General features: G+C 67.5%; 13 protein-coding genes and 3 pseudogenes. 11 read left to right on the forward strand and 5 right to left on the reverse strand.

Features of this window, described 5'->3' with window-relative positions:
• Positions 1-40: 40 nt before the first annotated feature.
• The 6 genes from ACZ9QC_RS10740 (at position 41) to ACZ9QC_RS10765 (ending at position 6,560) form a co-directional block, all read left to right on the forward strand.
• Positions 41-565, forward strand: a complete 525-nt coding sequence (locus ACZ9QC_RS10740) for a hypothetical protein (protein ID WP_472919953.1) — start codon at positions 41-43, stop codon at positions 563-565.
• The gene (locus ACZ9QC_RS10745) at positions 565-2,091 is read left to right on the forward strand and encodes a WXG100 family type VII secretion target (protein WP_472919954.1); all 1,527 of its coding nucleotides are present in this window, start codon (positions 565-567) and stop codon (positions 2,089-2,091) included. Before ACZ9QC_RS10740 ends, ACZ9QC_RS10745 begins: the two co-directional genes overlap by 1 nt.
• Positions 2,092-2,122: 31 nt before the next feature.
• Positions 2,123-3,526, forward strand: coding sequence for a type VII secretion-associated serine protease mycosin (gene mycP, locus ACZ9QC_RS10750; protein ID WP_472919955.1), 1,404 nt, complete (start codon positions 2,123-2,125; stop codon positions 3,524-3,526).
• A 175-nt stretch (positions 3,527-3,701) separates the two neighbouring features.
• Positions 3,702-4,148, forward strand: a complete 447-nt coding sequence (locus ACZ9QC_RS10755; protein ID WP_472919956.1) for a hypothetical protein — start codon at positions 3,702-3,704, stop codon at positions 4,146-4,148.
• An 8-nt stretch (positions 4,149-4,156) separates the two neighbouring features.
• A complete protein-coding gene (locus ACZ9QC_RS10760; RefSeq protein ID WP_472919957.1) occupies positions 4,157-5,959 on the forward strand; it encodes an alpha/beta hydrolase in 1,803 nt (600 codons plus the stop codon).
• Positions 5,960-6,029: 70 nt separating this feature from the next.
• On the forward strand, positions 6,030-6,560 hold the full coding sequence (locus tag ACZ9QC_RS10765; RefSeq protein ID WP_472919958.1) for a hypothetical protein: 531 nt from the start codon (positions 6,030-6,032) through the stop codon (positions 6,558-6,560).
• A gap of 268 nt (positions 6,561-6,828) precedes the next feature.
• Here ACZ9QC_RS10765 and ACZ9QC_RS10770 read toward each other — a convergent pair.
• The 3 genes and pseudogenes from ACZ9QC_RS10770 to ACZ9QC_RS10780 all read right to left on the reverse strand — a co-directional run.
• Positions 6,829-7,292 (reverse strand): annotated as a pseudogene (locus tag ACZ9QC_RS10770) (helix-turn-helix domain-containing protein); the annotation flags it as partial.
• Positions 7,293-7,424: 132 nt separating this feature from the next.
• Positions 7,425-7,736 carry a WXG100 family type VII secretion target gene (locus ACZ9QC_RS10775; protein WP_391009627.1) on the reverse strand — a complete coding sequence of 104 codons (312 nt, stop codon included), beginning with the start codon at positions 7,734-7,736 and terminating at the stop codon, positions 7,425-7,427.
• A gap of 19 nt (positions 7,737-7,755) precedes the next feature.
• On the reverse strand, positions 7,756-8,142 hold the full coding sequence (locus ACZ9QC_RS10780) for a WXG100 family type VII secretion target (RefSeq protein ID WP_472919959.1): 387 nt from the start codon (positions 8,140-8,142) through the stop codon (positions 7,756-7,758).
• 396 nt (positions 8,143-8,538) lie between these two features.
• On the opposite strand from ACZ9QC_RS10780, the gene ACZ9QC_RS10785 reads away from it, so the two are divergent.
• Complete coding sequence (locus ACZ9QC_RS10785) at positions 8,539-8,865, forward strand: DUF397 domain-containing protein (RefSeq protein ID WP_472919960.1); 327 nt, start codon at positions 8,539-8,541, stop codon at positions 8,863-8,865.
• A 304-nt stretch (positions 8,866-9,169) separates the two neighbouring features.
• Here ACZ9QC_RS10785 and mycP (ACZ9QC_RS10790) read toward each other — a convergent pair whose 3' ends face one another.
• Positions 9,170-10,414, reverse strand: a complete 1,245-nt coding sequence (mycP, locus tag ACZ9QC_RS10790; protein WP_472919961.1) for a type VII secretion-associated serine protease mycosin — start codon at positions 10,412-10,414, stop codon at positions 9,170-9,172.
• Positions 10,415-10,480: 66 nt separating this feature from the next.
• The gene (gene eccB, locus ACZ9QC_RS10795) at positions 10,481-12,019 is read right to left on the reverse strand and encodes a type VII secretion protein EccB (RefSeq protein WP_472919962.1); all 1,539 of its coding nucleotides are present in this window, start codon (positions 12,017-12,019) and stop codon (positions 10,481-10,483) included.
• Positions 12,020-12,194: 175 nt separating this feature from the next.
• On the opposite strand from eccB, the gene eccE reads away from it, so the two are divergent.
• The 4 genes and pseudogenes from eccE to ACZ9QC_RS10815 all read left to right on the forward strand — a co-directional run.
• A complete protein-coding gene (gene eccE, locus ACZ9QC_RS10800) occupies positions 12,195-13,529 on the forward strand; it encodes a type VII secretion protein EccE (RefSeq protein WP_472919963.1) in 1,335 nt (444 codons plus the stop codon).
• Positions 13,529-14,308, forward strand: coding sequence for a hypothetical protein (locus tag ACZ9QC_RS10805; protein ID WP_472919964.1), 780 nt, complete (start codon positions 13,529-13,531; stop codon positions 14,306-14,308). The genes eccE and ACZ9QC_RS10805 overlap by 1 nt, the downstream gene beginning before the upstream one ends.
• Positions 14,309-14,606: 298 nt before the next feature.
• Positions 14,607-14,690 (forward strand): annotated as a pseudogene (locus tag ACZ9QC_RS10810) (SCO5717 family growth-regulating ATPase); the annotation flags it as partial.
• A gap of 1,305 nt (positions 14,691-15,995) precedes the next feature.
• A pseudogene (locus tag ACZ9QC_RS10815) lies at positions 15,996-18,281 on the forward strand (MinD/ParA family ATP-binding protein); the annotation flags it as partial.
• Between the last annotated feature and the right edge of the window lie 36 nt (positions 18,282-18,317).

Here is an 18,317-nt window from a genome sequence, read left to right on the forward strand (position 1 = left end):
CGAGCCTTGGGTGACATGGGTGAACGGGGAGGCGGCTGACGTGAGTTCGGACGGGGGCGGCAGCGGCGGGGGCGCGCCGGACACCGGCAAGGCCTTCGACACCTTGCACGGCGTGAACCCTCAGATGGCACTGGACATCCAGCACGACGCCATGAAGGACTTCAAGAAGCGTGTCGACAACCTGCTGATCGAGCTGGGCAAGTCCGAGGCATCCCCCGACAAGGTCGGTCAGGACCGTCTCTCCCGTGCCCAGCTGGGGTCCGCCGATTTCAAGGAAGCACAGTTCCTCTACGAGTCGTACGCCATCGTCCACGACGAGTTGGAGAACCTTTCCAAGGCCCTCAGCGCGCAGATCGAGGGAGTGGGACTGGCCGTGCACGCGTCACGGGTGGGCTACGAGAACCTGGACGAGGACATCAAGGCGCGGATGCGGGAGGTCAACGCGGAGGTCGACAAGTACTACGACGTCGACCGGGATCCGTATGTCCGGCGGCAGGGCGAGGAGCTGGGCCGACAGCAGGGCGAGCCGGTCGCGGAGGTCACGGAGTCGGAGAAGGGCCTGTAATGAGCGAGCAGCCCAGGCGGAAGCAACCCACGCCCCAGCACACCGACTTCGAGTCCATGACCCACGCCCAGCTCGCGGCGATGCTCGCCTCCGCCAACTCCGAGGGTGCCTACGACCTCGCGGCGAAGCTCTCCAAGGCCGCCTCGACGATCACCAAGATCGGTGACGACCTCATGACGTACGTCAAGGGCCTGGAGTGGCAGGGCGAGGCAGGCGACACCTTCCGTGAGTGGGGCGGGCAGACGGCGAGCGCGACGCTCCACCTCGGGGAGTACGCCGACGTGGCGTCCCGGTGGATGGGCATCGTCTCCCAGGCGATCGCGGAGGCGAAGGCGGTCATGCCGGACACGTCCGAGACGACAGCCGCGCAGGCAGACCTCCGCACCGCGGAGAAGTCCCTCGCGGCGACCAAGGAACCCGGCGCCCGCAACGACCCCGACTCCCGCAAGCTGGCCCAGACCGCCCAGTCCGACGCGACGGCGGCACAGGGGCGGATCGACGCGGCGCGGTATGAGGCCGTGCAGCAGATGCGGAAGCTGGCGCAGGCTTATCAGCAGTCGGCTGCGCAGGTTAATTCTGTGGAGCCGCCTACGTTTGTGCCGCCGGCTAGGAGCATGGACCCAGACAAGTGGGTCGGCGGTCGCGATCAATATGAGTCAATCACTATTCTATCTGGCGGAAGTGGCAATAGGACAGGTTCGTCCACCGCTTCTGGACTCAACGGCCGCGAACGCGAAACCACTTCGCAGCCGATCCCGACAGTGACCGAAAAGGGGCGAACTTCTCATTCCAACCCGGTCACCATGGGTCTTGACGGCCTGAACACCCTCCCGAAATCTCCAGGGCCAGACCTCATCCACCCCGCGGCTGTTCCCGGCGGCTCAGAGCGTCCCGAGCCACGTCTTCCCTCGCAACCGGTCGGGATCCCGCCCTTCAACGGCAACAGAAGCGGCACTGGTCCGACTGCCCCCGGCCGCGTTCCGTCGGCCACTCGGGCTCCGTTCCTGCCCGGTCAGGGCATGGCCAACGGCAGTGCTCGCATGCCGCGCGAGACCGGGATCGTCGGAGGCCGACCCGTGCCTCCCGCCTCAAGCCGTCCGACTGGGTCCCTTCCGAGGGGGACCGTCATCGGTGAAGGCACGCAGGGGCGTACGGCGATGGGGCGTGGCATCACCCCCGGCATGCCTGTCGGGGGCAATTCCGGTGGTGGGCACAGCAATGCTGCACCCACCGGCCGACGTCTGGCATCCGAGACCGGCGGAACGATCGGCAACCGTCCGAATCAGCCTGGCAATGGCGGAGCCCGTCCCTTCACCCCAGGAGGAACGGGTCTCACTCGGCATGCTGGCGGCGCCGCGCCCGCACAGGCATCCACGCAGCGCCGCGATGGGGTCACTGCACACGCACCCAATTCGCCATCACCGCGACGCGATCCCCGTCAAAGCGATCGACCCGACTACCTGACCGAGGACGAGGAGACCTGGCAGCGCGCCAACCGGCGCCCGCTGCCGCCGGTTGTGGACTGACTCCTCCTTCGGTTGCGACCCTGGAAGGCACATGCGAACCAGCAGTAAGCAAACATTGCGACCCGCGTCGGCAGTCGCAGGCGCCCTCGGCCTGCTGCTGGTGGGCATCACCGCAACTCCTGCGCATGCTGACTCGATTCGCTCCCGGCAATGGCACCTTGACGCCATGCACGCTGATGAGATGTGGAAGACCAGTACCGGGCGTGGACTGACTGTCGCCGTCATCGACTCCGGAGTCGATGACGGTTTGGCCGATCTCAAGGGCCAGGTTCTTGAAGGTAAGGACTACTCGAATCAGTCCGGCGACGAACACACAGACCTTGAAGGGCATGGCACCGGCGTGGCCGCGCTCATCGCGGCCACGGGTGCACGGGGAGAGCTCAACGGCTCCTACGGCCTTGCCCCCGGGGTGAAGATCCTCCCCATCCGTATGAAGTACGGCACCGAAGATTATGGAAAAGTGGATACAGGAGCCGAGTACTCCAGAAAGATGACGGAGGCCATCCGATTCGCGGCAGATTCCAAGGCACAAATCATCAACATTTCCATGGCCAGTGCCGACAGCCCAGGGATGCAGAACGTCGGTACCAAGGAACTCGCCGCAGCCGCAAAGTACGCCCTCGACAAGGGTAAGTTGATTTTCGCTGGTGTCGGCAACCGCGGAGACAAAGACAATCAGCCCATGTACCCAGCGGCTACACCTGGTGTCGTTGGTGTGGGATCGATCGATGAGGACATCGAACGAAGCTCCTTCTCCCAGTGGGGATCACAAGTAGACATCGCCGCCCCTGGTGAGAAGATGGTCCATGCGTGCCTCGGCGGCACTCAAGTCTGCAACTCCGACGGAACGAGCTACGCCACCGCCATCGCCTCCGCGTCCGCCGCCCTCATCTGGTCGCAGCACCCCACCTGGACGAACAACCAGGTCCTGCGTGTCTTGATCAACACGATGAAGGGCAACGAGAAGAAGTGGACCTGGAACAACGCCATCGGTTACGGCATTGTTCGTCCGCGTATTGCCCTGCAGAATCCTGGTGCCCCTGGGCCTGCGGCCGAGTATCCCCTGCCTGACCTCGCCGCGGGATCGAAGTCAGCATCCCCGTCTCCCGAGACTTCGAAATCCAGCAAGTCTTCCGAAACCGACAAGAAGGCCGACGAAGACGCGCCGACCACCGGTACCGCACCCACAGACGAAGACACAGTCCTTTGGATCAGTTTGGGCATCGGAGCAGCAGCACTGGTCGGCACAGCGATCGCCATAGCAATGATCCTCGCACGCCAGCGCACCACGATCCCACCGATCTCGACGCGTCTTCCCCCGTACGCGTCTCCGACCTCGCTGCCTGGCCGGGCCCACGGGACCTACGGCTCGCATCAAGCAGCCTCGAACTTCCCTGTCGGACCGCCATCTCCAGGAAATGGCCCGCCCTCTTGAACCGCCCGGCCAGGCAGCAATCGAACCCGGTCCGAGTAATGGTGAGCTGCCGTCATCCAAGATGCCTCTGCGTCCACGGTCGTTACTGAATTCTTGATCGCCGCAATGCTGCGGTCGCACGTTACATCAGCTCGTCGGCGCAGACGCCGGAGGAGAAACAAGGAGGGCATTGCGCATGGCCTGGAACGAGTGGGAGCAACTCAAAACCGCCGCAGTCGAGCGGCAGTCCGCGCAGATGCAGATCAACCACGTGGCGCCGGATCAGGGTGGCGGAGGTACGGAAATACTGAGCACCGACAAGCCTACGTGGACGAAGGCGGGATCTGGCGTCGGTGAACTGCGCGAGAACATCAGTAAGGCCTTGTCGAAACTGGAGGCAGGACAGGCAGGGCTCGGTAAAGTTTCTGGCTGCTTGACCGTCACGGCCCAGGGAGAGGTCTACGAGTCCTGGCAGCGCTACGCCAAAGACGTCAGCGACCGGTGCGGCTCTCTGGCTGCAGTGATGGAGAAGGCGGGAAACGACCTGCTGAAGACGGACGAAGCCATCAAGGCTGAAATCGCTAACCTGAAGACGCAGTACGAAGACACGCCGGCTGTCGGCGGCCCCTCAAAGGGCCGGTGACGAAAACCATGAATCTGACGACACTCAAGAACCTTGAGCCGTCGAAGTTCGCGGATGCGGCGGATGGGTACCGGGCGGTCAGCGACATGGCAAGTGCCGCCAAGGACCGCATCGCGAACCAGATATCCGCAGCCATGCGGGACACACTCGAAGGAAAAGCCGCAAGCGCGGCGCTCGGCCAACTCCAAGCGCTGGCCGAGAACTTTCACTACACCCAGGTCGAGTGCGGTCTCATCAGTACGGCACTCAACGGTTTCTCGTACGACCTGGAGGCCGCCAAGCGGCGGCTGGACGTTGCGCTCATTGGTGCGCGGTCCGAGAAGTACACGGTGAACTCCGACGGATCGATCACCTATCCTGCCGCCGGAGAAAAGACTGACGGCAAGCTCCCCGAGGGGGGCACGGTGTCCGGATACACCGACGAAACGGCAGCATCGGTGGGCCGTCAGGCGGCCAACTTCGACCCGAATCCCCACCGCCATCTCGCGCAAGAATACGCCAACCAGATCTCCACAGCTCTAAAAGAGGCCACCGAGGCCGATGAGAAGTGGGGACCAAAGATGCGAGCTTTGAAGGCCGACGACGACCTGACCGTCTCCGACCGGGACTGGGCGGACGTGTCTTCGGATAGCAGCGGTGTACAGACGGCGGGCGATGATTATCTCAACTCACTGCCCCAGCCACCCAAAGACGGCGATCCGAAGACCATCGCGGATTGGTGGAAGTATCTGACTCCGGAGCAGCAAGCCGCGTGGATCTCCATGCGGCCAGACACTGTGGGCGCGCTCGACGGGTTGCCTTCCGAGGTACGGGACGAGGCGAACCGCATGGTCCTCGCCGAGTCCCACGGCGTCGCAAAGGTCGAGTATCAGAATTGGCTGAGTAAGAACCCGGAGCCAACGCCGCGTTTCCAACCCTACATCGACCCCACAACCGGATCCGTTCTGGAAGGTGTCAATGTAGAAACGCGAGAGTGGAAGGAATGGGAAGAGGCGCGTCAAGAAGCCCACAAGCGTCTCGATGGTATGGACGCCATCCAGGATCGCTTCGATCAAACCGGGATCAACGGCCTCCCCGAGGCGTATCTGCTGGGGTTCAATGCCGAGGGGAACGGTCGCGCCATCCTGGCCAACGGGAACCCGGACACCGCGGACCATCAGGCGGTCTATGTGCCTGGGACGACCTCGAAGTTGAGCAGTGTTGAAGGCGATATCAACCGTATGGTCGAAGTCTGGCGTGCGGCCGATGACAAGGCAGATGGAAGATCCGTTTCCACGGTCACCTGGCTTGGCTACGACGCGCCGCAAAGCCTGGTCAAGGATTCACCCTTCGAGCACTATGCCTATGACGGAGCACCGGCCTTCAATCGGTTCTTGGACGGCCTCGAGACCTCACATGCGGGTGATTCCGAGGCTCACCGTACGGTGATCGCACACTCGTACGGATCGACGCTCGTCGGCGCGGCGGCCGAGACAGGTCGCCTCAATGCCGATGACGTCATCTTCGCCGGCAGCCCTGGCGTCAAGGTCTCTCATGCCGATGAGATGGATGTTCCCAAGGGGCATGTCTGGAACCAAGAGGCGGACGGCGACCCGGTTCCGGACATCGGTCGCTACGGCCATGGTGGCGACGGCTGGGTCGTCCCCAGTGACGAAAAGTTCGGCGCCAACCAGATGGGCACAGACACCGAAGGGCACAGCGATTACTGGGATGAGGGCACCGATAGCCTGTTGAATCAGGCCCTGGTCGTCGCAGGAAAGGGTGATGACGTGGAAATGAAGCCGTCGTACGACTGGTCGCGGGTGAAATAGAAGTGCTCGACCCCATGCACAGTGATGAAATGTTCACCCTGCAGCCAAAAGCAAAGAAGTAAGGATTGCCGTGAAGACCAGACTGAGCGCCTTCGGGCTCGCCGTACTCCTTACGCTCCCTACCATCACCGGATGCAGCATGACCGACAAAGAGTCTGATGGAATCCCCCTCGCCGGGACGAGCACGACGAGTGATGCCTCCGAAACTCTGGAAGGGGTGTCCAGCGGTATCTATGACCTGATCGGTATCAAGGGGAAGGCATCCGACAGCCGTCCTGGGGTGACGAGCTGCTCGGGAAAGGACCAGGATACCTATTTCCGCATTTTTCACTCATGGAGCTTTTATCCCGCCACCGCGGACGATCTCGACGTCGCGATGAAGCGGCTCAAAGAGGAGCTGCCCAAGCACGGGTGGGAAATCACCGAATTCGGGCCGGACACGAGCAAGAACAAGAATATCCGCATGATTGCCGATAACGACGAAAGGAAGTCCAGTGTGAAGATTGTTCAAATGTCGAAGAATAACCCGCCTAAATTGAGTCTCGATGTATTGTCAGGTTGCTATAAAATCCCAGACGGCGAGAAAATCGAACGCTTCTGATTGTGCTCCCGCAAATGTCTGCAAGTCCCATGACGCGACATCACGCTCTGGGGCTGACGCCGGTGGGATACCTGCGCACCGCAGAGGTGCGAGCCGTCGCCCGTTGATCTTCCCGCTTGAGCGGTGCGGAGGTCTCTACGGGCTCCGCGGGTTGTGAGTATCGTGTCGCCAACCATTGGTTTTCGGCGCCCCGGCAGCCGAACTCGTTGCGTCGAGGGGTTGATGCGAAGGCCAGGTTGTGCGCATGTGCGCAACGGCCTGAGATGCCGTCCTCCTCGCCCGGCAGCAGGGGCCGGGCGAGGGCGCTTCGGGGTGCGATACGACCATCCCGCAGTTGAGGTAGGCACCGCCGCCCGGCGGCGATCACAGGCGGATGTCGGCAACGACGATGACCTGCGCGTTTGCTGAGAACCGATAGTTACGTGACGACGAGCCGACGTTCCGGACGGGGACGGGGACCAGGGTGCCGCTCAGGTCGAGCCCGTCTCTGACACGTCCCATGCGGCGGACCGGTGTGGATCGCCCGCAGTAGGCCAAGCCGCTGGATGACCCGGCGCACGGCGGAGGTAAGACGCCGAATCGTGGGCCCAGCTGTCGCATGGTCAGATTCGTGCGGTAGTGCACCACTCCATGAGCACCCGCTCGGCCAACGGCAGCGACCACCACGGCCAGCCCGCTCCGGCACCACCTCAACAGACCCGAAAACTACGTCACCCGCAGCCCCGTTAGCATCTCCGCCCACGGCCACGCCCGCTCAGCCCTCGGCCGAGGCTCGCCTCCAGCCTCCAGAGTTGCGGGTGACCTTCGTCAGCACGACGAGGGAGGCAGCATACTCCGCTGTCTCCCCGCCCCTGCGGCCGTGTGTCAGCCCATCAGCATGCGGATGCGCTTCGCGCCGTCCAGGTCTGTGCCCTGGTAGCCGACGACGGACCTGTCCAAGAGGGTGGCGATGAAGTTGAGCTTTTCGGTCATCGCCTGCATTTCGGTGGTGTTCTTGCGCTGGATGTCTCCGTACGCCGTCTTCGCCTCACCCTCCCAGGTCTCGGCGACGCGCTTCACCTCTTGCATGAGGGCCTCGAGTTCTTGCGTGAGGTCCGTCGCGGTTTTGCGGACGTCGCTAGCCGCCTGAGTGACCGTGGCATAGCTGATCGCTGTGCGGTCGTAACCAGTGCTCATCGTGGGTCTCCTCCGTGGCTCAGGCGAGGTTGGTGATGCGGTCCGTGGTGTATGTCTGGCCCCGCATGCCGGCGTCGGCCTGGGCCTGGGACTCCGAGGAGTTGTCCACCTTCCGGATCTCCGCGATGCGCTCCTGCTCATGTTCATCGAACCCGTTGACGGCCATACGCATAACGTCTTCCAGGTCGACGAGGTTGTCCTGGAGCTTCTTGAGGTGGACGTTCACCTCGCGTTGCACCCTGTCGTACTCCTGGCTCGCCGCACCCTGCCAGCCGCCCTGAATCATGTCCACGACCGTGTTGAGTGACGTCACACGACGGCTCACCTCGACGTGGAAGTTCTGGATCTTGTTGGCCAACGCGATGAGTTGGTCGTTCTCGCGTTTCTGGTCCACAGCCCCACTCACAGGTTCCACCCTCCTCTTGATGTGACGGCGGTCTTTGACCGCCGCGACCCGTCCATCCAGGCAGAAACCCCAAATGGTCAAGGCGGGCAAGAATCACCGCGATCGCCGCGTCACGCGCTGTCGCAGTGCTACACCGCCCCCGTGTCGTACCACCCACGTGATACCGCATATCACTCTAGTCACTTGGCCTGGTGCTTCCAACTGCAAAGTTGTAACGGGGCAGTTCAGGCCCACTCAGAGGTCGGGCAGGTTCCGGACAAGACAGCATTCCAGGGGCGGGCGGGGGGATCTGAGGGGTGCGGGGGTGCTGTTCTGGTTTGTCGGCCATGGGTGTGTCACCGCACAAGTACTGTGAGTGCGTAGCTCGTTCGTACGTCGGGAAGGAACCGTGCCGTCATGGCCGATGAGCTGGACAAGGATGTCGAGAAGGCACTCAAGGAACGCAAAGAGCGCGAGAAGGACGAGCTGTACGCGCTCGACATCTCGGGGGTGGAGTGGCACAGCGCGCCGGGTACCGAGGAGCATGAGGAACGGGTGGAGATCGCGTACCTGCCCGAGGGTGCCGTGGCCATGAGGTCGTCGCTCGATCCGGACACGGTGCTGCGGTACACCGAAGCCGAGTGGCGGGCCTTCGTGCTCGGGGCTCGGGACGGGGAGTTCGATCTGGAGCCGACGCCTCACGACAGCGAACTCGATCAAGGGGCCGACACAGCCGCTCAGTGAGAGTGATGCGGTAACTGTGGCGCGTTAGGCGCCGAGAAGCGGAACGCCATCCGTCTGCTGGTGGTGCGAGGGGGCCTCTCGACCGTTTCCCGCACGTCGTCCCGGGTGCTGGGCGACGGCCGGCTTGGCGTCGGCGGGCGTAGCATTGTCCTCGGTCGCGGACGCCAAGAGTCCCGCGCCGACGCACAGCTCGGCGACCACGACGGCCTCCACGGATCCCAGCAGCCTCCTGCATCGTCGGCGCACCGTCCGTGCCGTGGCCGCGGACGCGGTGTAAAGGCGGGAGGCAGCCCGAAGTCCGTACTCAGGCGCCTCTTCCACGCCTCCGGCGGCGCAGATCACGTAGTGCGACCGCCGTGCCCGTGATGACCGTGACCACGGCGGCGGTGAGGCCGAGGGCGTACGTGGCGTAGCGCTCGTCGCGTTCGTGCGGGGTCTCGGCGAGGGAGAAGCGGGCGGTGTCGGGGGCTGCGGGCTTTGACACCCCGGGGTCCGGGGTCGGTGACGAGGGTGGGTCCTCGAGATCGGAGTCCTGGACGGCGCGGACCGGGTCCACGACACCCCAGCCGACGAAATTGTCGTGACCGTTGACGGAGCGTTCGGCCGTCTGCTCGATCTGGGTCACGATCTGGGCGGTCGACCAGTCCTCGTGCTTCTCCTTCAAGAGCGCGACGACGCCGGCGACGAACGGGGCGGAGAAGCTGGTGCCGTTGTCGGTGCACTGGCCGCCGCCCGGGACCGTGGAAACGATGTCGACACCGGGGGCCGCGACGTCCACGAAGTCGCCCGCCTGTGAGAAGGAGGCTCGTTCGTTGTTCCGGTCGGAGGACGCCACCGCGAGGACGCCGGGGAAAGCCGCCGGGTAGGTGTTCTTGTATGTGCCGTCGAGGCCGTCGTTGCCCGCGGAGGCGACCACGACGACGTTCTGGGCGATGGCGGCGCGTACCGCCTGCGCGAGCCGGGACGTGCCGGACAGGGGTTTCGTCGTGTCCTGGGAGACGTTGATGACGTCTGCCCCCTGCGACACGGCGTAGGTGATCGCCTCCGCCATGGAGTCCGAGTCGCCGCTGTTCTCGGCGTCGTTCTGGCGGATCGGGATGATCGTGGCGTTGGGGGCCAGGCCCACGAAGCCCGTGTCGTCGTGCGGCCGGGCGGCGATGATGCCCGCGACCTTCGTCCCGTGTCCCTCCCGGTCGTTCGTGGGATCGGCGCCCTTGCCGGTGGTCAGGAAGTCACGTCCGGCCGTCTTGTCGACCGCCGCCTTCAACTGTGGGTTCCTGTCGTCGACTCCGGTGTCGATGACCGCGATCCGAATGCCCTTGCCCTTGTCGGTACCCTGCCAGAGCTCGTCGAGGAGTACCCGCTGCAGTGCCCAGGGGGTGCCCCTGACCGGCTTGGCGGGGAAGGTGCACTCACCGCTGCCGTCCAGCCGCAAGGGCACACGTGCATCGGCGGAGACGTCGACTCCGATTTCAGGCGGTGCGGTGCTCAGCACAGCCAACAGCGCGGCCGCTGCCGCTGCCGGCAGCGATTTCTTGTTCGGCGACACCTGTACGTCGCTCCCGTCCTTCTGTCGTGTGAAGCCGTGGCAGAGGTGGTGGGCGGGCGCCCGTCCTCAGGAACCCTGTGGCTGTCGCGCGCTGTTGGTGTCGAGGCGGGGGCCCTTGGCCAGGAACTCCGACCAGATCAGCGGGACCTTCGCCGGCCGGACGTTCTCGTAGCCGAGCTTCACCTGGGCCTCGCTCGGCTCCGGCGTCCCGTCCGACGTCTTCTGCTTGCCGTCCGCGCCGACGCCGGACCGCTCGCTGTCGCTGTCGCCGTTCGCCTGGACGGCGTACCTGAGGCCGGTGTCCGTCACGAGGAAGAGTGATCCCGAGTCGGTGTCGGTGCCCTGGATCTGGGTGTAGAGCAGTCCCGTTCCGGGAGTGACGTACGTGCTCGCGCCGCCTGCGGCGATCTCGGCAGGGTACTCGCTGCCCGCCCAGGTGCTGAGCGTCGTGTCGTTGTCGTCGTCCACATCGCGCAGAACGCTGCAGACGGTGTTGCGGCCCGATTCCGCGGAGGCGGAGTTGACCATGGATGCGCGCCGTGCCGGCCAGTTCGCCGGCTGTCCGGCGAAGGGGCTGCTGTCGGCGGTGAAGTCCTGGAGGCCCACTTTGGCGGCCTCACTGTTCATGTTGAGGACGCCGGTCCTGGGCGAGGTGATCAGCAGCCAGGCGGTGAACTCGCTGACGGGCTTCACTTCGCCCGGCAGCACGACGTAGTACTTCTTGCCTTCGCCCGTCTCCGTCTCGAGTACCATGCCGACCCGGTTCTCGTCGTCCGAGAGCTGGCCCGGGACTCCGGCCGGAGAGCCGACACCTGCGGGGAGCTCGGGGAACGCGATCGGGTCGCCCTTGTGCAGGGTGTCGATCCACTCCTGCGTGACGAGCTGCGGCTGCTTGGAGCCCACGAGCGCGTCCGTCAGCTTCCGGTCGTCCTCTTCGGTGGCCGCCCCCGCGACGGGGTACGCCTTCCCGGCGGCGTCCACCAGATAGCGTTCCCCGGTACGGGTCTTGACGTACAGGACCTCGCCGCCGGAAAGGCGTTCGGAGCCGTCCGTCTTCTTCACGTCCCGGTCGGCCAGGACGAACGTCGCCTCCTGAACCGTGCTTCCCTTGCCGCCGGGCTGCTCGCAGACCGCCCACCGTTTGGCCACGCCCGCCTCGTCGGCCGTCGGCAGCCGGTCCGGCGCGTAGGGGATGCCAAGGATCGGACCGCGAGGCGGCTTCCCCGAGTCGAGGATCTCGTCACTGATCTGGACGACCTGGTAGTCGGCGCCGTTCATGAGCAGACGGGCGGAGGCCAAATTGAGAACAGGGTGCAGGCGGGTGGTCCCGTCCGTCTTGAGGACCACGTAGCGCGTCGTGGACTGCTTTCCCACGATGACCCGGGTGCCCGGCTGGTTCCACCCCTTGGGCGCGGTCGGCTGGAACATGCCCCAGGCACCGAAGACGCCTAGGACGAGGGCGCCTGCGATCAAGCTGGGTACGACGGCCCGCAACGGCTTGGGAGCGCCTTCTTCCGAACCCCAGGGGGACGGCTGGAGAAAGGCGGCCAGAGTGCGTCGCTTCGCGAACGTGTAGGCGTTGAGTTCGTCCCGCCGTGATGCCATGAGTGCCTGTTTCTCCCCGTACTGCGCGCCGGGGGCAACGCCCCCGCACTCCGCTGTCAGACCCGCCCCTACTATGCCTGTTGCGCCACTGCGCACGTGGGGCGGGTAGGGTTCGTTCCCCATCGAGGCCGCTGTCGAGTGGGGCGTTTCAGCTGACTACGGGGGGTTTGCAGCAATGGCTTCCGCACGCCGGACGCGATCACGATCGCGTACAGAAGCGGTCGACCCGCGTTCTGCTCCTTCCGCCGATTCCCTGGCCCCGCCCGCGGTGACGACGTTCGCTCCCGGTCCCTTCGCACCGCATCTCAAGGCGGGTTCCGGGCGCTTCGGCGCATTCCGGTTTCGGCAGGTCCTCCTCGTCGAAGCAGCCGCCGCCGTTCTGCTCGTCGGCTGGGCGGTGCACCCGCTCGTTCTCGTGCCCGCGGCCCTCGTCGCGAGCCTGCTGGTGCTGCTCGCAGTAGTACGTCGCCGGGGGCGCTCTCTGCCCGAATGGCTGGCCACGGCAAGGGCGTTGAAGGCACGGCAGCGAAAGGCAGCCGAGACTGTGATACCGCCCGGGACCGAGCCGGGGCTCGCGCCCGCGGTGGAGTGCGACCCAACGCTGCGGAGCTACACCTACCGCGGGCGGGACCGGCGTGCCGTCGGGATCATCGGGGACGGCACGTTCGTCAGTGCCGTGTTGCAGGTCGAGGCGGACGCCACGGCGCTTCGGGCGGACAGGAGCCGGCAGCCGTTGCCGCTGGGCCTGGTGCGGGACTCGCTGGCGGTCGACGGGATCCGGTTGGAGGGGGCGCAGATCGTGCTGCACACCCAGCCGGCGCCCGCGATCCAGTTGCCCCAGCAGTCGGTGGCCGTAAGCAACTACGCGCCGCTGCAGGCCCAGACGGGTACGCCGGCCATCCGGATCACCTGGATCGCGCTGAAGCTCGATCCGGAGCTGTGCCCGGAAGCCGTGGCCGCGCGCGGGGGCGGTCTCCTCGGGGCACAGAAGTGCGTGGTGCGGGTCGCGGACCATCTGGCCAGTCGGCTCACCGGGTCCGGATTCCGTACGACCGTGCTCGACGAGCAGGAGCTGATAACCGCCGTCGCCACCTCAGCTTGCGCCAACCCCCTGGTGACGGCCGAGGCGGGGCGTACGGAGACACCGCAGCGACGGACCGAGGAGTCCGGGCGCAACTGGCGGTGCGACAACCGTCGGCACACGACCTACTGGGTGCGGCGATGGCCGCAGTTGGGTGGCCGGGGTCCCTCCCTTCCGCAGCTCGTGGGACAGCTGACAGCCCTGCCCGCACTCGCCACCACGTTCAGTCTGACCGTGGCACGCGGAGTGCGACAGGAGATGACGGTCACCGGGCACGTTCGGGTGACGGGCCGCAGCGACGACGAACTCGTCGTCGCCCGGCGCGCGTTGGAGCACGCGGCCCGGCAGGCCGGGACCGGGCTCGCGCGGCTCGATCGTGAACAGGTACCGGGCGTCCTCGCCACGCTGCCCCTGGGAGGTGTTCGGTGATGACCATGACCGGTACGGGTCCCTTCGCACCCGGTTCCTCCATTCCGGAACCTTCCATGGGTGAGCGGATGCGTGAGCGGTTGCATTCCGGGTTCGGACTGATCGGGCCCCGGCACGGACGGCACGCTCTGTCAGTGGAGCAGTTCGACTCGCTCGCGCTGCCCGTCGGGGACGACGGCGTCGTCATCGGCGTCGACGCCGAGAGCCGACCCGCCGTCCTCGGGATCAACCGACCCACCCCCTATGACGTCGTCCTGATCGGCGGACTGTGGACCGCCCAGGTACTCGCGCTGCGCGCGGCGGCCACCGGGGCGCGGGTCGCCGTGGAGACCGGGCGGGCGCAGTCCTGGATGCAGTTGGTGCACGCGATGGGCGGCGGCCAGAACGGTCTGGCCGTGTACGACGTCGGTCGGGTGCCGCCGCAGGGTGCGTCAGCCGCCGGCCCCGTGCTGGTGGTGCGTGATTGCGGTATGCGGCCGCCGCGCGGTCGGGTCGTCGCCGGGCCCTGGCAGTCCGTACTCACGCTGTTGCCCTACCTCAGCCCGGTGGCTCCGCGGCTCATCAGACAGGCCCGTCTGGTCGGAGTGCAGCGGGTCTCGCCCGACGAGGCGGCGGAGTTGGGGCGCACCATGGCTCTGCCCCGGGCGGACGTCGAGTCGTTGCCCACGCTCGCCGACGGTGTCACTCTCTGGAGTGCCGACCGTGACCGGCAGTACGTGATGACCCAGCCGACCGACGCCGAGATCGGATTGCTGGGTACGCCCCGGCGGATGGACTGACGGATACGACCGCCTCGGCGTACCGGTCCCGTAACCCTTCGCCTCCTTCTTCTTTCGAGTTGTTCACCTGCAATGACCGATTTGCCGGCACTCGTTGGGGATATGTGCGCCATCTCAGGGCAGGGCGTGACGGAGCGGGCAGGTACGCAGGGGTGGACTGGCCTGCCGTCATGGCGCTTGTGGTGATTAGGCTGGGACCGGGGGCGCACATCACGACGTCACGACGACACGGCTCGAACGACCAGAACGGTCGGCCCCGGCACGGCTTTGAGGGTGCTCGACCACACCAGGAGGAATTGTGAACAGCGATCGGGACGGGATCCGCGGGGGCTGGGCCACACCCGGCGATGACCAGTCCGACGCGGAGTCCGCCGTCGAGGCGACGGGCGAGTTCACCATCGACTACGCGCCGCCTGCCTGGTACACGCAGAACGCTTCTTCGCAGGGGGCCGGTTCGGAATCGGGGTCGAGTTCGGGTGCGGCTGCGAACGCTGACACGGGGGTGGGCGCGGGGAGCATGCCGTCCGCCGACGGGGCCGTGACGCCTTCGCCCGCGCCGCCGGTCGGTCCGCCTGTCGGTCCGCCTGTCGACACGTCCGGTGCGCCGGTTGGCGCTTCGGGTGGCACGTTGCCGCCGCCCTGGCCCCCGGTGGCCGCCGCCCCCGAGGCCGGCGGCCAAGGTGCGGACATCGAGAGTGGCGCGACCATGCGCATCTCTGCTACCGCGTTGAAGCGTGAGATCGCGGACGTGGCCGTGCCCACGGGTGCCTCCGGCGAGCCTGCGGGTGCGGCTTCGGGTGCGAGCGAAGACAGTGGCGCCGCCTCCGCTGCCGCTGAGATCGTCGAGACGTCGGGGGATGCCGCCCCGTCCGGCGAGGGTCACGGCGCGGCGAGCGGCCACGGTCAGCACGGCGAGGGGAGTGGCGGCGCCGAGGGTTCTGCCGCTGAGGTGGCGTCTGGCTCTGCCGATGCCCCTGAGGGCGAGCAGTCCGGTGGCGTCGCGGCCTCCGAGGACGTCTCTGCAAGCGTCACCGATGCGGCCGAGCCGGTGGGTTCGGGATCTCAGGACGCCGTTGCGCAGTCTGCCGGTCCGCAGGAACCGTCCACTCAGGGCTCAGACCCCCAGGAGCCGTCCGCCCAGGGCCCGGATTCGCAGGACAGTCCCGCCCCCGGCGCCGTCTCACAGGGAGCGCCCACCGAGGGCATCGCTCCGCAGGGCGCGGCTCCGCTGGACGCGACTCCGCAAGATGCCCTTCCTGGGGATCCCGCTCCGCAGGACGCCGCTCCCGACGCCTCCGAGGCCGCCGATTCCTCTCCCGGCGCCGAGCCCCGGGCCACCGCTTCGCAGGAGTCCGCTCCCGAAGCCACCGCGCCTCAGGGCGCCGCTCCTCAGGCCACCCCGCCCCAGGACCTCCCGCCGCAGCCCGGCACTCCTCAGGCTGTCCCGTCCCCCGCCGCCGCTCCCGGCGCGGCCCCCACCGCCGTACCGCAGGCGCCTCCCGCCTGGACGCCTCCGCCGCCGCAGAGTGGACTTCCGCCGTTGCCGCCCGCGTTTCAGCTCGCTGAGACCAAGGCCCCCGCCGCCGCGGCTCCTTGGCCCCCGTCCGCACCACAGGCTCCGACCACACCTGGGGTTCCCGAAACGCCCGACGGGCAGCAGCCGGCGGCCGCGCAGGGGGAACCCTCCGTGCCACCTCAGCAGCCGTTCCACCCGCAGGCCCCTCAGGGCGCGCCCTCGGCCTGGGGCAACCCGGTCGACGCCGCGGTCCCCGCTTCCGCCCCCGGCGCGCCTGTGCCGCCCGCCGATGCCGCCGCTGCGCCGCCGACCCCAGCACCCGGTCCGACGCCGCCGCAGGACCCCGGGGCCCCCTCCCCCGCCGGTTACGGCTTCCCGCCCGCGGGCGCGCCCGTGCCGCCGCAGGCACCCATCCCCCAGCAGGGCGGCTACGGCTTCCCCCTGGCCCAACCCGGCCAGCCGGGACCGGGCCAGCCGGAGCAGCAGGCACAGCAGCAGGAGCAGGGACAGGGACAGACCGAGCAGCCCGGCCAGCCGGGACACCCGGGGCAGCCTGTACACCCGGGTCAGCCGCCGATCGCCCCGCATCCCGTTGCGGCGCCCCCCGCGCAGCCCACCCCCGGTTACGGCTTCCCGCCCCCCAGCGCGCCCGTCCCCCCGCAGGCACCCATCCCCCAGCAGAGCGGCTACGGCTTCCCCCAGCCCCCGGCCCAACCGGGCCAGCCGGCCCAACCAGCCCAGCCGAGCCAGCCAACCCAGCCGGTCCAGCCGGAGCAGCAGGGGACCCCCGGCGGTGTGCCCGTGCCTCCGCAGCAGGGTTACGGCTTTCCTCAGCAGGCGGGGCAGCCCGGCCCTCAGTACCCCCCGGCGCCCCAGCCCGGCTACGGGTTCCCGCCCGCCGCCGCTCCGGGTACGCCGGCGACGACCCCTCCGGGCCCGCCCAACTCCCCCGCGCCCCAGGCCGGTTACGGGTTCCCCCAGCCCCCCGCCCAGCCGGGACACCCGGGCCACCCCGGTCAACCCCAGCCCTCCCAGCCCCCCTTCCCCGGTCAGCCCGGATACCCGGGGCAGCCCGGAGATGCCGTTCAGACCGGTCAACCCGGTCAGCCCGGTGGGCAGCCCCAGCCGTCCGCCCCTGTCGACCCCCGCACCGGCGCCGCCTGGCCGCAGGCCGTGCAGCACGACCAGCGGCAGCCGACCAACCCGGGTGTCGCACCGCTCGGTTACACGGCCGCGGTGGAGCTGTCGTCGGACCGGCTGCTGAACAGCAAGAAGCAGAAGCAGAAGAGCAGCCGCCCGGCCTCGGGCGGCGGGCTGTTCAAGCTGGGCGGCAAGAAGGAGGAGGCCGAGCGGCAGCGGAAGCTGGAGCTGATCAGGACGCCGGTGCTGTCCTGCTACCGCATCGCGGTCATCAGCCTCAAGGGCGGCGTGGGCAAGACGACGACCACCACAGCCCTCGGTTCGACCCTCGCCACCGAGCGGCAGGACAAGATCCTCGCGATCGACGCCAACCCGGACGCCGGCACGCTCGGCCGTCGGGTGCGGCGCGAGACCGGGGCCACGATCCGCGACCTCGTCCAGGCGATCCCGTACCTCAACTCGTACATGGACATCCGGCGGTTCACCTCGCAGGCGGCCTCCGGTCTGGAGATCATCGCCAACGACGTGGACCCCGCCGTCTCCACGACGTTCAACGACGAGGACTACCGGCGGGCGATCGACATCCTCGGCAAGCAGTATCCGATCATCCTCACCGACTCGGGCACCGGTCTCCTCTACAGCGCGATGCGCGGCGTGCTCGACCTCGCCGACCAGCTGATCATCATCTCGACGCCGTCCGTGGACGGTGCGAGCAGCGCCAGTACGACACTGGACTGGCTCTCCGCGCACGGCTACCAGGATCTCGTGGCACGCTCCATCACGGTCATCTCGGGCGTGCGCGAGACCGGCAAGATGATCAAGGTGGAGGACATCGTCTCCCACTTCGAGACGCGCTGCCGGGGCGTCGTGGTCGTGCCGTTCGACGAACACCTCTCCGCGGGCGCCGAGTTGGACCTCGACATGATGCGGCCGAAGGTGCGGGAGGCGTACTTCACGCTCGCCGCGATGGTCGCCGAGGACATCGCCCGGCACCAGCAGTCGCACGGCCTGTGGACGTCGGACGGCAACCCGCCGCCGGTCGTCGCCCCGCCGATGCCGGGTCAGCAGGCGCCGGGCCGGCAGGCGCCCGGTCAGCAGCCGTACGCGCCGCAGTACCCGCAGCATCCACAGCAGGGGCAGCAGCCGTATCCCGGTCAGCCCTATCCGGGCCAGCCGGCTCCGGGACAGGCTCCGCAGCCCTACGGCCACCCCGGCTACCCCGGCGGCCACCCCGGTCAGCCCGGTCAGCCCGCCCCCGGGCAGCCGTATCCGCCGCAGCAGGGTCAGCCGCACCCCCCGGCCCCGCCCCAGCAGTAGCCCGGCGCCGCACGCCGGCACGACCGAGGCCCGTAC

Source organism: Streptomyces sp. HUAS MS02 (genome assembly GCF_055702265.1).